This window comes from Streptomyces sp. NPDC101110 (genome assembly GCF_044759525.1).
Classification (GTDB): Bacteria; Actinomycetota; Actinomycetes; order Streptomycetales; family Streptomycetaceae; genus Streptomyces.
Map to the genome: position 1 here is coordinate 232,195 of NZ_JBIVZM010000006.1, position 16,355 is coordinate 248,549.

Here is a 16,355-nt window from a genome sequence, read left to right on the forward strand (position 1 = left end):
TCCTAGGCCGTCCGCAGGAACCGGTCGAGTACGCGGACACCGAAGTGCAGCGCCTCGACCGGTACCCGCTCGTCGACCCCGTGGAACATGGCCGCGTAGTCGTAGCCGTCCGGCAGCTTCAGCGGGGTGAAGCCGTAGCCGGTGATGCCGAGGCGGGAGAACTGCTTGGCGTCGGTGCCGCCGGACATGCAGAACGGCACCACGTGCCCCTCGGGCGCGAACTCCTCGATGGCGGCCCGCATGCCCGCGAAGGTCGCCGAGTCCACCGGCGACTCGAGGGCGACCTCGCGGTGGTGGAACTCCCAGTCCACGCCCGGCCCGGTGAGCCGGTCGAGGGTGGTGCGGAACTCCTCCTCGCCGCCGGGCATGTACCGGCCGTCCACGTGGGCCACGGCCTCGCCGGGAATGACGTTGACCTTGTAACCGGCGTCCAGCATGGTCGGGTTGGCGCTGTTGCGCAGGGTCGGCTCGACGAGCTTCGCGGCCGGCCCGAGCTTCTCCAGCAGCGCGTCCACATCGGTGAGGTCGGTCTCGATGCCGTACAGCGCGGCGAGTTCGGTGAGGGCGGCGCGTACGGTCGGGGTCAGCCTGAGCGGCCACTCGTGCGCGCCGATCCGCGCGATCGCGCCGGCGAGACGCGTCACGGCGTTGTCCCGGTTGACCTTGGAGCCGTGCCCGGCGCGTCCGCGGGCGGTGAGCTTCAGCCAGGCCGTGCCGCGTTCCCCGGCCGCGATCGGGTAGATCTGCCGCCCGTTGCCGTCGTGGAAGGTGAAGGCCCCCGACTCGCTGATGCCCTCGGTGCAGCCCTCGAACAGGCCGGGGTGCCGGTCGGCGAGGAATCCGGAGCCGTCCTCGGCGCTGGCCTCCTCGTCGGCGGTGAAAGCGACGACGACGTCCCGGCGGGGCCGGACGCCCTGCCTGGCCCACCCGCGCACCACCGCCAGGATCATCGCGTCCATGTTCTTCATGTCGACCGCTCCGCGCCCCCAGACGACCCCGTCGCGGATCTCCCCGGAGAACGGGTGCACGCTCCAGTCGGCGGCCGCCGCGGGCACGACGTCCAGATGGCCGTGGAGCAGCAGGGCACCGGCCGAGGGGTCGCTGCCCTCGATGCGGGCGACGACGTTGGTGCGGCCCTCGGTGCGCTCCAGCAGGGTCGGCTCGATCCCGGCGTCGGCGAGCCGCGCGGCGGCGTACTCGGCGGCGGGCCGTTCCCGGCAGTCGCCCCCGCCACGGTTGGTGGTGTCGATCCGGATGAGGTCGGACGTGTACGTCACGACCTCGTCCAGTGCCTGCTCGTCCACCTGCTCAGCCATACTGCTCCTCCACCGCGGCCGAGACGATCGTGGTGACCGCCTTGAAGGCGCGGATGCCCTCGTACATGGTCCCGCTCGTGTACGCCACCTTGCGCTCCCCGATCCGGTCCACACCCGGGACGACGGTGGCGGCCATCGCCAGGTGCTCGGCGTCGAACTCCACGGCCACGGTGAACGGGCCTGTCCGTACGGGTTCGTGACGCACCGCCAGCGCGGCGGCCTCCTTGGCGGCGGCCCGGATGTCCGCCGCCGTCCTCGCGGGTGTCCGGCACACCGCCGCGTAGCGCGACACATGGTCCTTGACCGCGACCTTCAGCGCCTCGGGCGCGTACCCGAGCGCGTCCTCGCAGGCGACGTCGTCCCCGGTGACCAGCACGACCGGCACGCCGTACTCGGCGACGACATGGGCGTTGAGCAGCCCCTCGCTCGCCCGTACGTCGTTCAGCCACACGCCCGTGATGGAGTTGGCGAGATAGGTGTGCGCGAGGACGCCCTCCATGCCGGCGCCCGCGTGGTAGCCGACGAATGCGACGCCGTCGACGTCGCCGTGCTGCACGCCCTCGACCATGGACAGCGCCTTGTGCCGGCCGGTCAGCATCTGGGCGCGGTCGTCGAGCTGCTCCAGCAGCAGGTTGCGCATCGTGGAGTGCGCCTCGTTGATGATCACCTCGTCGGCGCCGCCGTCGTAGAAGCCGAGGACGGCTGCGTTGACGTCGGAGGTGAACAGCGACCGGCAGCGCTCCCACTGGGAGGCGCCCGGCACCACGTCGTCGGGCCAGGTGACGCCGGTGGCGCCCTCCATGTCGGCGCTGATGAGGATTCTCATGACGAGCCGTCCAGGGCGGAGATGTTCATGGCTCGTCACGTTACGCGCTGCGGGCGTGACGGGCTACGAACCTCTCACCAACCGATCGGCAGGTCGGCGAGAAACGCGGTCAGGCGGTCGGCCAGGAGGCGATGGTCACGGGCCGAGTAGTGCCAGTGGCAGCCGGTGAAGTCCAGGTCTGCGGTGTCGGGGGCCCAGAGGCGGACCCGGCGGTCGCCCGCGCTGTTGCGTTCGCGGACGACCTGTTCGACATGGCCGGCGAAGGGGCCGGTGCCGACGGCGAGGAGGGTGGTGGCGCTCCCGTAGCGCTGCCGCAGTTTCGTGAGGAAGCCGCTGTAGGCACTGCGGTAGGCGGCGGCGAGGCTCTCGTCGGTCCACGGCTCGCCCGGGTGGGGCGGGGTCGAGAAGTCGTTCGTGCCGAGGTGCACCACCACGAGCTGCGGCCGCCAGGTGCCCGGGTTCTTCCACACGTCTCCCGGCACGTTCAGCAGCGCACGGTCGTAGAAGCTGCGGTAGTTCACCTCCGGTGAGCTTCCGTTGTAGTTGCGCACCATGCCCTGGCCCGAGTACGCGTTGATCTGGTAGTCGGCGCGCAGCCCGCGGGCGGTGAGGGCGCCGTAGCTCACATCGGCGTCGGTGGTGCGTTTGAGCTGCTCGCCGTCGCATACGCGGGAGGCCGAGAGGTTGCCGTAACCGGCCGTGAGGGAGTCGCCGATGAACTCGATCTGGCGGCTGCGCGCGGCCGGCCGGGCCAGGACGGCGCCGCCCGGTGCGGCGAGGAATCCGCCGAAGGAGCTGGTGCTCCACGGGGTGTCGTTGCGCTTGACGAGCCGGACGGTGTGCACGGCGTCGCGCAGGCCCTTGATCCAGTGCGTGGTCCGGCCCGGGGTCACGAGGGTCGCGACGGTGGCCCCGTCGACCTGGACGTCGTAGTCGGCGGCCGGGTCGTCGAGCACGACGCCCACACCGGTGCCCCGGATCCGGCCCTCGAAGTAGACGCCGGGCCAGCTGTACCGGAGCACGTCGCCGCCGTCCTCGACCCGCCCGGCGGTGTGCACGCTGTCCCGTACCGGCCGGGGATCGGGTGCGGTGGTCGTCGTGACGGCGGAGGCCGCGACCAGCAACGCCGACACCGCCGACGCGGCAGGCATCCGTAACCAGGGCATCGGCATGACGGTCCTCCGTGGGGACGAGGCAGGTGCACGGACCGGGGCAGGGTGACCGTACACCGACAAATTCGTCGCTCACCAGACCCACGCCCCGGCCCGGCCGGCCCGGCCGGTTCAGGCCGTACGCCCCGCCACAAGCCAGGTGGACGGCAGCTCGATGCGGGTGCCGTCGGGGCGGTACTCCGTGGTCTTCAGGGGCAGCCGACCGCTCGCCAGCACCGTCAGACCGGCCGAGCCCAGATACTCGGGCACGGCCTCGTCCGACACCTCTCCCGGCGCGATGCCGTGCCGGAAGACCGGCGCGAGCTTGGGCGGCGGGCCGTCGGGATCGCCGGCCAGGCCCGCCAGCACCGGCTTGGCGGCACCCGAGAGCTCCACCAGACAGGCGCGGCCGCGGTCTCCGACCAGCGTGGCGATCCCGTCGACCAGGGACTGCCGGTCGTCGGGCTCGCACTGGTGCAGGACACCGCGCAGATAGACGTTGGCGTCACCGATCTCCGCGTGCAGCGCCTGCGTCTCCTCCTTCGCCGTGGCGTCCAGCTGCCGGTAGGCGGCCTGCCCCGCCGGGTCGGCGCGCCGCGCGTGGTCGAGGGCGGCGGCGGACAGGTCGACGCCCAGGACGTGCGGGAAGCGGTCGGCGAGATAGCGGGTCTGCGTACCGTTGCCGCAGCCGAGATCGACCAACGGCAGCGCCGGATCGGCTAGATACGGTTCGAACAGGGCGAGGTGCGGGCCCACCGTCAGGACCGGTTCCGCGTCCCAGAACACCGCCCCGGGCTCGGCGGACGCCTCGCGCCAGAACCCCTCCCAGGCTTCCCGGTACCTGCTCGTCACGCTCATGGCCCACTCCCCGGGGTGCGAACGAATCCCGCCACACGACGGGCGAGTACGGTGTACCGCGCCCGGGCGGCGGCGACAAGAACACGGGCGCGACGGCCCTTCGGGTCCGGCCGGTGGTGTTCAGCGCCGCGGCAGCGTCAGTTCGAACCAGACCGTCTTGCCGGTCCGGGTACGGCTGGTCCCCCACTCGCGGGCCAGCGTGCTGACCACGCGCAGACCGCGCCCGGCCTCGTCGAGCGGGCCCGCGTGCAGCAGCGTCGGCAACTCGTGGTCGTCGTCGTCCACTTCGCACAGCAGGGTGTCGCCCCGGACCAGCCGCAGGGCTACGGGGCGGGTGTGGGAGTGCCGTACGGCGTTGGTCACGAGTTCACCGGTCATCAGCTCGGCCGGTGCGACGAGCTTCGCGAGGCCCCAGTCGTGCAGCTGCTCGCGGACCGCCGCGCGGACCCGGCCCACCTCGGCCGGGTCGAGGGCGAGGCGCCATTCCGCCACGTCGTCCGGCTCGATGCCGTTGAGGCGTGCCATCAGCAGGGCGACGTCGTCCTTGCGGCCACCGCGCGTGTTGAGCGCCCGGATGATGGTGTCGCAGGCGTCGTCCATGGACGCGGCCGGATGCGCGGCCGACTCGCAGAGCGTCGCGAGGCCGACCCCGATGTCCTCGCCGCGCACCTCCACCAGCCCGTCGGTGCACATCACCAGCCGGTCCCCGGGTTCGACGCGCACGCGTACGGCCTGGAAGGGCACGCCCCCGACGCCGATGGGCGCGCCCGTGGGCAGGTCCAGCAGTTCGCTGCGGCCGTCGTCGGCCCGGACCAGGACGGGCGGGATGTGCCCGGCGTTGGCGAGGTGCAGCTCGCCCGCGATCGGGTCGTAGACGGCGTACAGACAGGTCGCCAGATAGCTGTCGCCCAGGCGCTGGGCGAGGTCGTCGAGGTTGCGCAGCAACTGGGCGGGCGGCAGGTCGAGCCCGGCCATGGTCTGTACGGCCGTCCGCAACTGGCCCATCATCGCGGCCGAGTTCAGGCCGTGGCCCATGACGTCGCCGACCACGAACGCCGTGCGTCCGCCGTGCAGTTTCACCGCGTCGAACCAGTCGCCGCCGACCCGCCCGAGCAGCGTGCCCGGCAGATAGCGGGTGGCGATGTCGCAGCCGGCCATCCGGGGCGGGATGTGCGGCAGCATGCTGTCCTGGAGCGTCTCGGCGACGTTCTCCTGGAAGGTGTACATGCGGGCGTTGTCGAGCACCAGGCCCGCCCGGGCGGCGAGTTCGGCCCCGGTGACGCGGTCCATGTCGTTGAAGACGGGACGCTCGGGGTGCCGCAGCAGGATCATGAAGCCGAGGACGACGTTGCGTGCCTTGAGGGGCACGACGAGCATCGAGCGGCCGGTGATGAGCGGCCGGATGTCGCGCTTTTCGAACTGCGCGGCGACAGCGTGCCCCATCTCCTCGCTGATGCGCGGCACGAGTACGGGTTCACCGCTGGTCATGCACTGGAAGAACGGTGTGTGCGCCGGGAACGGCATGGCCTCTCCGACGGGGACGACGTCGTCCCAGCGGCCCGGCTCGTCGGTGTGCTCGACGGCGACCCGGTGCCACATCGTGGTCGTGTCGGGTGCTCCGTCCTCGAACCCCTCCCCGGCGACGACCTGTTCGCGCAGATAGGTCCCCGCGACGTCGGTGAAGCGGGGCACGACGGCCCTGCTGACCTCGGTGATGGTCCGCGCCAGGTCGAGGGAGGTGCCGATGCGTCCGCTGACCTCGTTGAGGAACTCCAGGCGCTCACGGACGGCGGCGTACTCGAGGTCCTCGCCCTCGTCCCGCAGGTCCTCGGGCACGGCTTCACCGGCGGCCAGGGCCCGCGCGGCCCGTTCCCGGCGCGCCCTGCGCTCGGCGCGCCGGGCCACGCCCCAGTCGGGGGTGACGGGCACCCGGTCGTTCTGGCTGAACTCCAGTACCGGATAGCCGAGTTCGAGGACCTGTGTGACGATCCGGGCGCTGTCGCCGACGCTCATGCTCGGCAGGATCTCGGGGAGCCGGCGGGCGAGGTCCTCCGCGCCGGGGAAGTCGGTGTGCAGCGCGAAGCCGGGCGCGATCCGCTCGAACGGCCCGTCGTCCGCGCGCAGTCCGTCCGCGTCGGCCGCCAGCACGAGCAGCCGCTCGGGGCCGGGGCCCACCAGCGGATAGGCCCACCACAGGACGTCGACCCGGCCGTCCCCGGACGCGCTGAGCCGGGCCCGGCCGGCCGCCGGGTAGGAGAGCCCGCCGTCGAGGGAGGCCTCCAGGTCCGGACCGGGCCCCTCGGAGGCGGCGTACGCGGTGGTGTCGTGCCCACCCAAGGCGGTGCGGGCGCTGTCGTCCTGCCCGCCGGGCGCCGCGTACGCGCCGGGGGCCGATTCCTCGGGCAGGGCGCCGGAGACGGGAAGCAGGTCGAGTGCGGTGCGGCCGATCGCCTCTTCCTTGGAGAGCCCGAACAGACGCCGGGCGCCGCGGCTCCAGTGGGAGACGAGGCCGTCGCGGTCGACCACGACGACGGCCAGCGGGACGCGGCCGGGCTCGGCTGGTTCCGTCCCCGTGCGCTGTTCAGCCTCGTCGGTGCCACGGTCCATGGCCCAGGCCCTCTCTCCCCACGGACGCAAGATCTGTCCAGGCATCACCACCGTACGGCCAGGAGAGGCGGCGATGTGAGGCAACGCGGGAATTGCCCGCCGCGGGGTTCGCACCGGCGTGCGACCCCGCGCGCCGCTGCCGTCCGGTGCTCGGCCGGTGCCCGTTCAGTCCTCGTGGCTCAGCTGGAGATCCCGCTCGGTACGGCCTCCTCCGGCGACCTGGAGCACGGTCGCGACGGGTGGGTAGCCGGCGGCGATGACGGTGTACTCGCCGGAGGACAGGTCGACGAAGCGGAAGGTGCCGTCGGCCCCTGTGGTGAGGGTGTCGACCACGTTGCCCGCCACGTCGAGCAGTGTCACGCGCGCGTCCTCCACGGGCCGCCCGCCGCCCGCCCGGACCGTGCCGCGCAGCACGGCACCGCCGGCCAGCTCGATGTCCCGGCGGGTCTCGCGGGCGGCCTGGACGGTGACGGGAAGCGCGGCGGGGCGGAAGGCGGGTGCGCCTGCGGCGAGGGTGTACTCGCCGGCGACGAGCTCGGTGATGACGTAGCCGCCCTCCCGGCCGCTGCGGGTGGTGGCGACGACCTCGCCGTGCACGTTGGTGAGCGTGACGGTGGCGTCCCGTACGGGCGTGCCGTCGGCGGTGACGACGGTACCGATCAGGTTTCCGGCGCCGCCGAGGACGATGTCGAGTTCGACGGGCCGTTCGCCGACGGTCACCGTGACCGCCTGCGGCTGGTGACCGCCGGCCGCGGCGATCAGCACGTACGAGCCCGGGCCCGGGGTGGCCAGGGCGTAGCGCCCGTCCTCGCCGCTCGCGACACGCCCGGTCTGCTGCCCGGTGACGTCGATGAGGGTGAGCGCGGCGCGGGGTACGACGGTTCCATCGTGGTGCTGTACCGAGCCGCACACGGGCACACCGGCGCCGTACGCGGTCCGGGCCGGCGGCACCGGGGCGTTCCAGGGCACCGTGTCCGGGTCGGTGACGGAGACGTTGTGGGACACCAGGGGTTTCTCCTTGAGGAAGAGGGCGACGACCAGTCCGAGGGCGAGCACCGGCACCAGGTAGAGGAAGATCCGCGGCATGGCGTCGGCGTATGCCCGGACGTAGTCGTCGCGCAGGGCCGGGGGCAGTGCGTGCACGAGCTGCGGGGTGATGGACTCCGGGTCCGGGAGCCCGGCTGCCCCGCGCGCGGGGAGGCTCTCGTGGAGGGCGTCGGCGAGGCGGTCCGCGAGAAGGGTGCCGAAGGCGGCGGCTCCGACGCTGCCGCCGATCTGGCGGAAGTAGTTGTTGGCGCTGGTGGCGGTGCCGAGGTCGGCGGGGCGTACGGAGTTCTGCACGGCGAGGATCAGCACCGGCATCACCATGCCGATGCCGGCGCCGAGGACGGCCGTCCAGATGCTGTAGTGCAGCCGGGGCGTGCCGGCCTCCAGCCGCGACAGCAGCCACATGCCGACGGCGGCGAGGGCGCCGCCGAGGACCGGGTAGGCCTTGTAGCGGCCGGTGCTGCCGATGAGCCGGCCGACGACGACGGAGGCGCCCACGATCCCGGCCGTCATGGGCAGCATGAGCAGGCCCGACTCGGTGGCGGTCGCCCCGTCGACCATCTGCAGGTACGTCGGCAGATAGCCCGCGGCGCCGTACAGACCCATGCCGACCACCAGGCCGACCAGGCCGGTGACGTTGAAGACGGAGTCCCTGAACAGCCGCAGCGGGACGAGGGGTTCGACGGCGAAGCGTTCGGTGACAAGGAAGAGGACGGTCGCCATCAGCGCTCCGGCGGCGAGTCCGAGGATCGTGCGCGAGTCCCAGGCGTGCTCGGTGCCGCCCCAACTGGTCAGCAGGACCAGGCAGATGGAGGCGGTGGTGAGCAGCAGCGCGCCGAGGACGTCCAGCCGGGCCCGCGTGGCCGGCTTGGGGAGCTTCAGCGTGACGGCGACGACGGCGAGGGTGACCAGGCCGAACGGGACGTTGACGTAGAAGCACCAGCGCCAGGAGAGGTGGTCCGTGAAGTAGCCGCCGAGCAGCGGTCCGGCCACGGAGGCCAGGCCGAACGCGGCGCCGATCAGGCCCATGTAGCGGCCGCGCCGCCGGGGCGGCACGATGTCCGCGGTGATGGCCTGGACTCCGACCATGAGGCCGCCCGCGCCGACGCCCTGGAGGGCGCGGAAGGCGATCAGCTGGTCCATGGTCAGGGCCCGGCCCGCGAGCGCGGAGCCGATGACGAAGACGGCGACCGCGAACTGGAAGACGCCCTTGCGGCCGAGGAGATCGCCCAGCTTGCCGTAGATCGGAAGGCCTACGGTGGCGGTGAGCAGGTAGGCGGTGATCGCCCACGACATCCGGTCAAGTCCGTGCAGCTCTCCCACGATCTTCGGGAGCGCGGTGGCGACGATCATCTGCTCCAGGGCCGCCAGGAGCAGCGTCGGCAGCAGCGCGAGGAAGACCAGCCGCGCCCGTCGCGGGCTCGGGCCGCCGTCCGGATCCGGTGGCGGTACGAGGGCGTCGGGAGGCGCCACCGCCGGTTCGTCCTGCGCCAGAGTGATCCCGCCCACTCACCGCTCCCCTCGTCGCGCCGCCACCCAATTCCCGCGTAAAAGCGACAACTACGAGCAAGCGCGACGAGTTACGGCACAGGAGCCGGCCGTGGGGAGATCACTCGAACCGGTGAGGGGCGCAACAGCCCCTGCGATTGCGGGTTTTGAGGCGGGTCACTTCTCGACCTCGGTGGCGAGCTTCGCGAGCATCGCGTCGTAGATCCGGCCGAGCCCCTTGGGGGCGAAGGTCCTCTCGAAGAAGCCGCCGATGCCGCCGGCGCCGGTCCAGGTGGTGGTCACGACGACCCGGGACTTGCCCTCACCGGCCGGGGTGACCCGCCAGGTGGTGACCATGGAGGAGTTGCGGTCCTTCTCGACCAGCTCACCGTCGGTGGGCTCGGTGACCTCCAGGAGGCAGTCGCGCACGCGCTTGCTGGTGGCCTGGAGCTTCCAGTGGACGAGAGTGCCCTCGCCGTCGCCGCCCTCCCTGACCTCGTACTCGCTGAACTGCTCGGGCAGCAGCTTCGCGCGGGTGCCGCTGTAGTCGGCGAGGGCGTCGAACACCGTCTCCGCGTCCGCCGCGACGATCCGCTCCGTAGTGGCCTCGACCTGCGCCATCGCTTTCCTCCAGGACCTGGTTGCTCGGGGGTCGGGGCAAGCCAACCACCCCGCCGCCCGGCCCCCCAAATCGGGGTGGCGCAACCTGGTCGAACGCGTTCGGAAAACACCCTCGCACGATCAAGGGAACATGTGTTCTATTCTGTGGTCAGTGCTACCGAGGGAGGCGTCATGCGCTGGGAGAACCTCACCGTGGACTCCGAACACAGCCGGGCCGATGCCGCGCTGTTCGGCGCGGACGCGGTGGTCACGCGTACCTTCGACACGCCGGAGTTCCGCGGGATCACCTTCCACGAGATCCGGGCCCGCTCGATCATCAACCGGGTGCCGGCGGTGTCGCGGATGTCGTTCCAGTGGACGGTCAACCCCTATCGAGGCTGCTCGCACGCGTGCGTGTACTGCTTCGCCCGCAAGACGCACAGCTATCTGGACCTCGACACAGGCCTCGACTTCGACAGCCAGATCGTGGTCAAGACCAACGCGCCGGAGCTGCTGCGCCGGCAGCTCGGCTCGCGCCGCTGGCAGGGCGAGCACATCGCCATGGGCACGAATGTCGACTGCTACCAGCGCGCCGAGGGCCGCTACCGCCTGATGCCGGGCATCATCGCGGCGCTGCGCGACCACGCGAACCCCTTCTCCATCCTCACCAAGGGCACGCTCATCCTGCGCGACCTGGAGCTGATCAAGCAGGCGGCGCGGGTGACCGACGTCGGCATCTCCGTGTCGGTCGGCTTCACCGAGCAGGAGCTCTGGCGCACCGTGGAACCGGGCACGCCCGCCCCCGACCGGCGCCTGGAGATCGTGCGCACCTTCGGCGATCACGGCATCGGCTGCGGAGTGCTGATGGCGCCGGTGCTCCCGTTCCTGAGCGACGCCCCCGCCCGACTCCGCGCCACCGTAAGGGAGATCGCGGCGTCCGGCGCCACGTCCGTGACGCCGCTGGTCCTGCATCTGCGGCCCGGTGCCCGCGAGTGGTTCATGGCCTGGCTTGGGCAGCACCATCCGCACCTGGTGGCCCGCTACGAGCGGTTGTACGCGGAGGGCTCGTACGCCCCGAAGTGGTACCAGCGGCGGATCACCCGTCAGGTGCACGAACTGGCCGAGGAGTACGGCATCGGACCGACCCGCGCGGGGGCGCCGGGACGGATCAGCCCTCCCGAGCCGGCGCCGGAGCCGCCGGTCGCGGGCCCGACCCAGCTCTCTCTCCTCTAGGAGGATCGGCCGGGAGGACTTGCCGGCTGCCCCGTGACGAGCATTCGAGGCAATCCGAAGATCCGATCGGGTCATGAGCTGTACGCAATGAGTTCTTCCGGAACCGCTTTCCGGGACGATGCCGCGAGGACGGCGACCCCAGCGGTCCTACATCCCGCCGTCCCGGGAGGACTCCATGAGAAAACGGGCAGCCGCGCTGTGCGGCGCCGCCGCCGTCATGGCCGGCACCTTCACGGCCGCCCCCGCCGGGGCGAGCGCAGCCGGCACCGCGACCACCGCCCGGTACGCCGAGCTCTCCTGGAAGAGCTGCGCGACCAAGGATCACCCGACGCTCCAGTGCACCTCGCTGAACGTGCCGCTCGACCACCGCAGACCGCTGGGCGAGAAGATCACCCTCGCCCTGTCCCGCGTCCCGCACACCGCCCGGACCTACCAGGGCCCGCTCCTGGTCAACCCCGGCGGCCCGGGCGGCAGCGGGCTGACGCTCGCCGGGTTCGTGGCCTCCTCGCTGCCGGCGAAGGTCGCGGCCCGGTACGACGTCATCGGCTTCGACCCGCGCGGCGTCGGGGCGAGCAGGCCCGCACTGGACTGCGGGCCGGGCCACTTCGACCCCGTCCGCCCGGACTCACTGCCGACGACACCCGCGATCGAGCGGGCCAACCTCGCCCGCGCCAGGTCCTTCGCCGCCGCCTGCGGCAAGAAGTACTCCCATCTCCTGCCGTACCTCGAAACCACCGCCGCCGCGCGCGACATCGACGCGATCCGGCGGGCCCTGGGCGCGAAGCGGATCACCTACTTCGGCTACTCGTACGGCACTTACCTGGGGGCGGTCTACGCCAAGCTCTTCCCGGAGCGGGTCCGGCGCATGGTGCTGGACTCCGTGGTCGACCCGACCGAGGTCTGGTACGAGGCCAACCTCAACCAGGACCTGGCCTTCAACGACCGCCATCGCGCCTTCCTGGCCTGGGTCGCCCGGAACGACGCGACCTACCGGCTCGGCACCGATCCGGATAAGGTCGAGGCCAGGTGGTACGCGATGCGCGCGGCCCTGGCCGAGAAGCCGGCGGGCGGCACGGTGGGCGCCTCGGAACTTGAGGACACCTTCATCCCGGGCGGCTACTACAACGGCTACTGGCCGAGCCTCGCGGAGGCGTTCGCGGCGTACGTGAACGACGAGGACTCCGAGCCGCTCGTCGAGGCGTACGAGGACTTCGGCGCGGTCGGCGCCTCGGGCGACAACGGCTACAGCGTCTACACCTCCGTGCAGTGCCGGGACGCCGGCTGGCCGCGCGACTGGCGGCGGTGGCGCGAGGACAACTGGGCGGTGTACGAGAAGGCGCCGTTCATGACCTGGAACAACGCCTGGTACAACGCACCGTGTGCGTTCTGGCCGGCGCGCTCGCTGCGCCCGCTGAACGTCGCGAACGGAAAACTGCCGCCGGTGCTGCTGTTCCAGGCGACCGGCGACGCTGCCACTCCGTACGAGGGCGGCGTCACCGTGCACCGCCTGCTGGCGGGTTCCAGCCTGGTCGTGGAGGAGGGTGGCGGCAACCACGGCGTCACGCTGAGCGGCAACGCCTGCCTGGACGAGCATCTGACGGGGTACCTGACCGACGGCACCCTGCCGCGCGGGCACGGCGAGGCGGACGCGGTGTGCGAGGCGCTGCCGGATCCGGAACCCGCGGCGGCGACCGCGAAGGCGACGCCGGCCTCCTCGAACGGCGCGACGCTGCACGGCCTGCTGGGCTTCGGCCGCTGAGCGGCTGACGCCCCGTCGGGGGCGGTGCCGTCCGCCCCCATGGTTCACCATGGGGCCATGAGTGAACTCATGTGGACCCCCGCCCCCGCCGGAGCCGCCCCACCCGCCCGGCGCTGCCTCCCGGTCGCGTCATGAGCCTGCGGATACGGGAGATGGCGCTCGCCGACTGCGACCGCGTCGCGGAGATCCGTGTCGGCGGCTGGCGCAGCGCCTACCGGGGCCTGATCCCGCAGTCCCACCTGGACGGGCTCAGCGTCGAGGCGGACGCCGAGCGGCGTCGTGCGTACCTCGCGCAGGCCGGCGGTGACGTGGTGAACCTGGTCGCCGAGGACGCCGGCGGCGAACTCGTCGGCGGGGCGTGCCACGGCCCGTACCGGGAGGGCGCAACCCTCACCGGGGATGCCGAGTTGTACGCCGTCTACGTGCACCCGGATCAGGTGGGGCGGGGTGTGGGGCGGGCTCTGCTCACGGAGTCCGTGGCCCGCTGCACCGCCGTGGGCCACGGACGTCTCCTGCTCTGGGTGCTCAAGGAGAACGACCGGGCCCGCCGCTTCTACGAGCGGGCCGGGTTCCGGGCGGACGGCGCCGAGGAGCCGTTCGAGGTGGACGGGGTCGCGGTCCCCGAGGTGCGGTACGCCAGGTCACTCCCCCGCTGACCTCACCTCTGCCTCGGGATCCGGCCCAGCGCCCGCACCGCCGCCTCGGCCAGCGCCGGATGCGCGAGCGCCTCGTTCAGCACGGGCCCGGCCCGGACGTCGCCCAGCGCGCCGAGCCCGTCCACACAGGCGAGGGCCACGCGGCGGTGGGGGTCGTGCGGACGCAGCCGCCGCCGGAGCGTGGTGATGAGCGCGGGCACCGCCTCGGGGGCCCGCAGCTCGACCAGGAGCCGCACCGGATGCAGGGCGTAGGCGACGCGCAGTTCGTTGGTGGCGAGGGCGGCGGCCGCGCGGGCGGTGCGCGGGTCGCCGAGCCGGGACAGCGCGTGGGCGGCGGAGGCGCAGCGCGGGGGGTCGCGGTGGTTGAGCAGCAGCACCAGTGCCTCGAACGCCCGCCGGTCCTGGGCGAGCCCCAGCCGGAACGCGGCCAGCTCCCGCGCCCACAGGGGCTGCCCGGGTTCGGTCAGCACCGCCGCCAGGGCGTCGGTGTCGTCGGTCGCCACGAGCCGCTCGAACGCGGGCGAGGCTCCCGACTCCCGCCGTAAGCGCTCCGTGAGTGATCGCAACTCTTCGTCCATGAATCAGAGGTTAGGGCGTGGCGAGCCGCGCGGGACGTACATCACAAAGACGAGGGCTGGCGCGCTCGTTACCCGCCAGTTAAGCTCAGACGAGCGAGTTACCCACTCGCATTTCCTCGCGGCGGTCTGGTGACGCGGCTGTCGCGGGAGCAGTCGGTTCGGTGCCTCAGGTACCGCAGTACGACTCGGCCCCGGGACAGGGCCGGTCGGATCCGCCGTTCACCCCGGGCGTGTGCACGCCCGTGGCACGGCACCGGGCGTGTGCGCTTCGCAGCCCGGCCAGCACCCGCACTTCACCACGCACCCGGTGCGCCCGTGGTCCGGCTCCTGCCGGGCCGCCTCCGGCGCACCCGGAGCGCGTTCCCCGTCGTCACCCTCATCCTGGAGTCCCGCGATGGCCACTCCCCTTTCCGACCCGTCCCTGTCCCCGTTGCGGACTGTCGCCGTCGTCGGCCTCGGCACGATGGGCACCGGCATCGCCGAGGTCCTCGCCCAGGCCGGCCGTACGGTCGTCGGCATCGACATCAGCGAGGCCCAGGCCGCGAAGTGCGTCGCCGCGCTGGAGGCCTCCACCGCCCGCGGCGTCGAGCGCGGCCGGCTGACCGAACAGGAGCGCGCCGAGGTCCTCGGCCGCGTCCGCACCTCCGCCGACCTGCGTTCCGCGGCCGACGCCGACCTGGTCATCGAGGTGGCCCCGGAGTCGTACGAGATCAAGCAGCAGATCTTCCGGGAACTCGACGGGATCGTGCGCCCCGAGACGATCCTGGCGACCGGCACCAACGCCCTGTCCGTGACCCGGCTGGCCGCGGACTCCTCCCGCCCCGAGCGGGTGCTGGGCCTGCACTTCTTCAACCCCGCCCCGGCCATGAAGCTGGTCGAGGTCGTCTCCTCGGTGCTGACCGCGCCGGCGGCCGTCACGGCGGTCACCGATCTGGCGCTCGACCTCGGTAAGGAGCCCGTCGCGGTCGGCGACCGCCCCGGTTTCGTCGCGGACGGCCTGCTGTTCGGCTACCTCAACCAGGCGGCCGCGATGTACGAGGCGAAGTACGCCTCCCGCGAGGACATCGACGCCGCGATGCGGCTGGGCTGCGGGCTGCCCATGGGGCCGCTGGCGCTGCTCGACCTGATCGGCGTCGACACCGCGCGCACGGTCCTGGAGGCCATGTACACCGCCTCCCGCGACCGGCTGCACGCCCCGGCCCCGATCCTCAAGCAGCTCAGCGAGGCGGGCCTGACGGGCCGCAAGGCGGGGCGCGGCTTCTACACGTACGAGGCGCCGGGCAGCGCGGTCGTGGTGCGGGACGCGCAGACCCCTCTGGAGGGCGGCGACCCGGTCCCCGGCCGGGAGGTCCGCTCGGTCGGTGTCGCGGGTTCGGGCACCATGGCCTCCGGCATCGCCGAGGTCTTCGCGAAGGCCGGGTACGAGGTGGTCCTCGCCGCCCGCAGCGCGGAGAAGGCGCAGACCGCGAAGGCCCGGATCGGCAAGTCCCTGTCCCGCTCGGTCGACAAGGGCCGGATGACCGCCGAGGCGGCCGCCGAGACCCTGGACCGCATCACGGCCACGGGCACCTACGAGGACTTCGCCGGTGTCGACCTGGCCGTGGAGGCGGTCGCGGAGGACCTGGAGGTCAAGCGGCAGCTGTTCGCGGCCCTGGACAAGGTCTGCAAGCCGGGCGCGATCCTGGCCACCACGACCTCGTCGCTGCCGGTCGTCGCCTGCGCCCGGGCCACCTCGCGCCCGCAGGACGTGATCGGGATGCACTTCTTCAACCCGGCGCCGGCCATGAAGCTGGTCGAGATCGTCCGCACGGTGCTCACCGCAGACGACGTGCACGCCACGGTCCGCGAGGTGTGCGGCCGGATCAGGAAGCACCCGGTCGACTGCGGTGACCGGGCCGGCTTCATCGTGAACGCGCTGCTCTTCCCGTACCTGAACAACGCGATCAAGATGGTCGAGGAGCACTACGCCTCGCTCGACGACATCGACGCGGCGATGAAGCTGGGCGGCGGCTACCCGATGGGCCCGTTCGAGCTGCTGGACGTGGTCGGGCTGGACGTCTCGCTCGCCATCGAGAAGGTCCTGCACCGCGAGTTCCGCGACCCCGGGCTCGCTCCCGCGCCGCTGCTGGAGCATCTGGTGGCCGCGGGCTGCCTCGGCCGCAAGACCGGCCGTGGCTTCCGCGAATATGCCAAGCGCTGAGCGACCCGGCGACTGGTTCCGGTCCGGCGCGGAGTG

12 protein-coding genes are annotated in these 16,355 nt (G+C 72.4%); 4 read left to right on the plus strand and 8 right to left on the minus strand.

Annotation, left to right across the window (positions count from 1 at the left end; genetic code table 11):
- Positions 1 to 2 precede the first annotated feature (2 nt).
- The 7 genes from ACIQU3_RS16315 to ACIQU3_RS16345 form a co-directional block, all read right to left on the minus strand.
- On the minus strand, positions 3 to 1,316 hold the full coding sequence (locus ACIQU3_RS16315) for a M20/M25/M40 family metallo-hydrolase (RefSeq protein ID WP_403733662.1): 1,314 nt from the start codon (positions 1,314 to 1,316) through the stop codon (positions 3 to 5).
- Positions 1,309 to 2,142: a M55 family metallopeptidase gene (locus ACIQU3_RS16320; RefSeq protein WP_403733659.1), complete on the minus strand. Its 834-nt coding sequence runs from the start codon at positions 2,140 to 2,142 to the stop codon at positions 1,309 to 1,311. The genes ACIQU3_RS16315 and ACIQU3_RS16320 overlap by 8 nt, the downstream gene beginning before the upstream one ends.
- Before the next feature lie 74 nt (positions 2,143 to 2,216).
- Positions 2,217 to 3,308 (minus strand): GDSL-type esterase/lipase family protein, encoded by a 1,092-nt coding sequence (locus ACIQU3_RS16325; RefSeq protein WP_403733656.1) that lies wholly within the window; start codon positions 3,306 to 3,308, stop codon positions 2,217 to 2,219.
- A 117-nt stretch (positions 3,309 to 3,425) separates the two neighbouring features.
- The gene (locus tag ACIQU3_RS16330; RefSeq protein ID WP_403733653.1) at positions 3,426 to 4,151 is read right to left on the minus strand and encodes a class I SAM-dependent methyltransferase; all 726 of its coding nucleotides are present in this window, start codon (positions 4,149 to 4,151) and stop codon (positions 3,426 to 3,428) included.
- Positions 4,152 to 4,271: 120 nt separating this feature from the next.
- On the minus strand, positions 4,272 to 6,758 hold the full coding sequence (locus ACIQU3_RS16335) for a SpoIIE family protein phosphatase (protein WP_403925601.1): 2,487 nt from the start codon (positions 6,756 to 6,758) through the stop codon (positions 4,272 to 4,274).
- Between the two features lie 165 nt (positions 6,759 to 6,923).
- Positions 6,924 to 9,314 carry an MFS transporter gene (locus ACIQU3_RS16340; protein ID WP_403925604.1) on the minus strand — a complete coding sequence of 797 codons (2,391 nt, stop codon included), beginning with the start codon at positions 9,312 to 9,314 and terminating at the stop codon, positions 6,924 to 6,926.
- A 156-nt stretch (positions 9,315 to 9,470) separates the two neighbouring features.
- The gene (locus tag ACIQU3_RS16345; RefSeq protein ID WP_403925606.1) at positions 9,471 to 9,914 is read right to left on the minus strand and encodes an SRPBCC family protein; all 444 of its coding nucleotides are present in this window, start codon (positions 9,912 to 9,914) and stop codon (positions 9,471 to 9,473) included.
- A gap of 171 nt (positions 9,915 to 10,085) precedes the next feature.
- Between ACIQU3_RS16345 and ACIQU3_RS16350 the strand changes: the two genes are divergently transcribed.
- From ACIQU3_RS16350 to ACIQU3_RS16360, 3 genes are all read left to right on the plus strand, one after another.
- On the plus strand, positions 10,086 to 11,126 hold the full coding sequence (locus tag ACIQU3_RS16350) for an Rv2578c family radical SAM protein (RefSeq protein WP_403925609.1): 1,041 nt from the start codon (positions 10,086 to 10,088) through the stop codon (positions 11,124 to 11,126).
- 175 nt (positions 11,127 to 11,301) lie between these two features.
- Positions 11,302 to 12,885 carry an alpha/beta hydrolase gene (locus ACIQU3_RS16355; protein ID WP_403925611.1) on the plus strand — a complete coding sequence of 528 codons (1,584 nt, stop codon included), beginning with the start codon at positions 11,302 to 11,304 and terminating at the stop codon, positions 12,883 to 12,885.
- A gap of 131 nt (positions 12,886 to 13,016) precedes the next feature.
- Positions 13,017 to 13,541: a GNAT family N-acetyltransferase gene (locus ACIQU3_RS16360; RefSeq protein WP_403925614.1), complete on the plus strand. Its 525-nt coding sequence runs from the start codon at positions 13,017 to 13,019 to the stop codon at positions 13,539 to 13,541.
- Positions 13,542 to 13,543: 2 nt separating this feature from the next.
- Here the strand turns inward: ACIQU3_RS16360 and ACIQU3_RS16365 are convergent, their stop codons facing one another.
- On the minus strand, positions 13,544 to 14,119 hold the full coding sequence (locus tag ACIQU3_RS16365) for an adenylosuccinate lyase (RefSeq protein WP_403733630.1): 576 nt from the start codon (positions 14,117 to 14,119) through the stop codon (positions 13,544 to 13,546).
- 394 nt (positions 14,120 to 14,513) lie between these two features.
- Between ACIQU3_RS16365 and ACIQU3_RS16370 the strand changes: the two genes are divergently transcribed.
- A complete protein-coding gene (locus ACIQU3_RS16370; protein WP_403733627.1) occupies positions 14,514 to 16,319 on the plus strand; it encodes a 3-hydroxyacyl-CoA dehydrogenase family protein in 1,806 nt (601 codons plus the stop codon).
- Positions 16,320 to 16,355: the final 36 nt, after the last annotated feature.

Bases quoted from the DNA above. Each gene is read 5' to 3' on its own strand.
- ACIQU3_RS16315 (WP_403733662.1), bottom strand. From the start codon at position 1,316: ATGGCTGAGCAGGTGGACGAGCAGGCACTGGACGAGGTCGTGACGTAC.
- ACIQU3_RS16320 (WP_403733659.1), bottom strand. From the start codon at position 2,142: ATGAGAATCCTCATCAGCGCCGACATGGAGGGCGCCACCGGCGTCACC.
- ACIQU3_RS16325 (WP_403733656.1), bottom strand. From the start codon at position 3,308: ATGCCCTGGTTACGGATGCCTGCCGCGTCGGCGGTGTCGGCGTTGCTG.
- ACIQU3_RS16330 (WP_403733653.1), bottom strand. From the start codon at position 4,151: ATGAGCGTGACGAGCAGGTACCGGGAAGCCTGGGAGGGGTTCTGGCGC.
- ACIQU3_RS16335 (WP_403925601.1), bottom strand. From the start codon at position 6,758: ATGGACCGTGGCACCGACGAGGCTGAACAGCGCACGGGGACGGAACCA.
- ACIQU3_RS16345 (WP_403925606.1), bottom strand. From the start codon at position 9,914: ATGGCGCAGGTCGAGGCCACTACGGAGCGGATCGTCGCGGCGGACGCG.
- ACIQU3_RS16350 (WP_403925609.1), top strand. From the start codon at position 10,086: ATGCGCTGGGAGAACCTCACCGTGGACTCCGAACACAGCCGGGCCGAT.
- ACIQU3_RS16355 (WP_403925611.1), top strand. From the start codon at position 11,302: ATGAGAAAACGGGCAGCCGCGCTGTGCGGCGCCGCCGCCGTCATGGCC.
- ACIQU3_RS16360 (WP_403925614.1), top strand. From the start codon at position 13,017: ATGAGCCTGCGGATACGGGAGATGGCGCTCGCCGACTGCGACCGCGTC.
- ACIQU3_RS16365 (WP_403733630.1), bottom strand. From the start codon at position 14,119: ATGGACGAAGAGTTGCGATCACTCACGGAGCGCTTACGGCGGGAGTCG.
- ACIQU3_RS16370 (WP_403733627.1), top strand. From the start codon at position 14,514: ATGGCCACTCCCCTTTCCGACCCGTCCCTGTCCCCGTTGCGGACTGTC.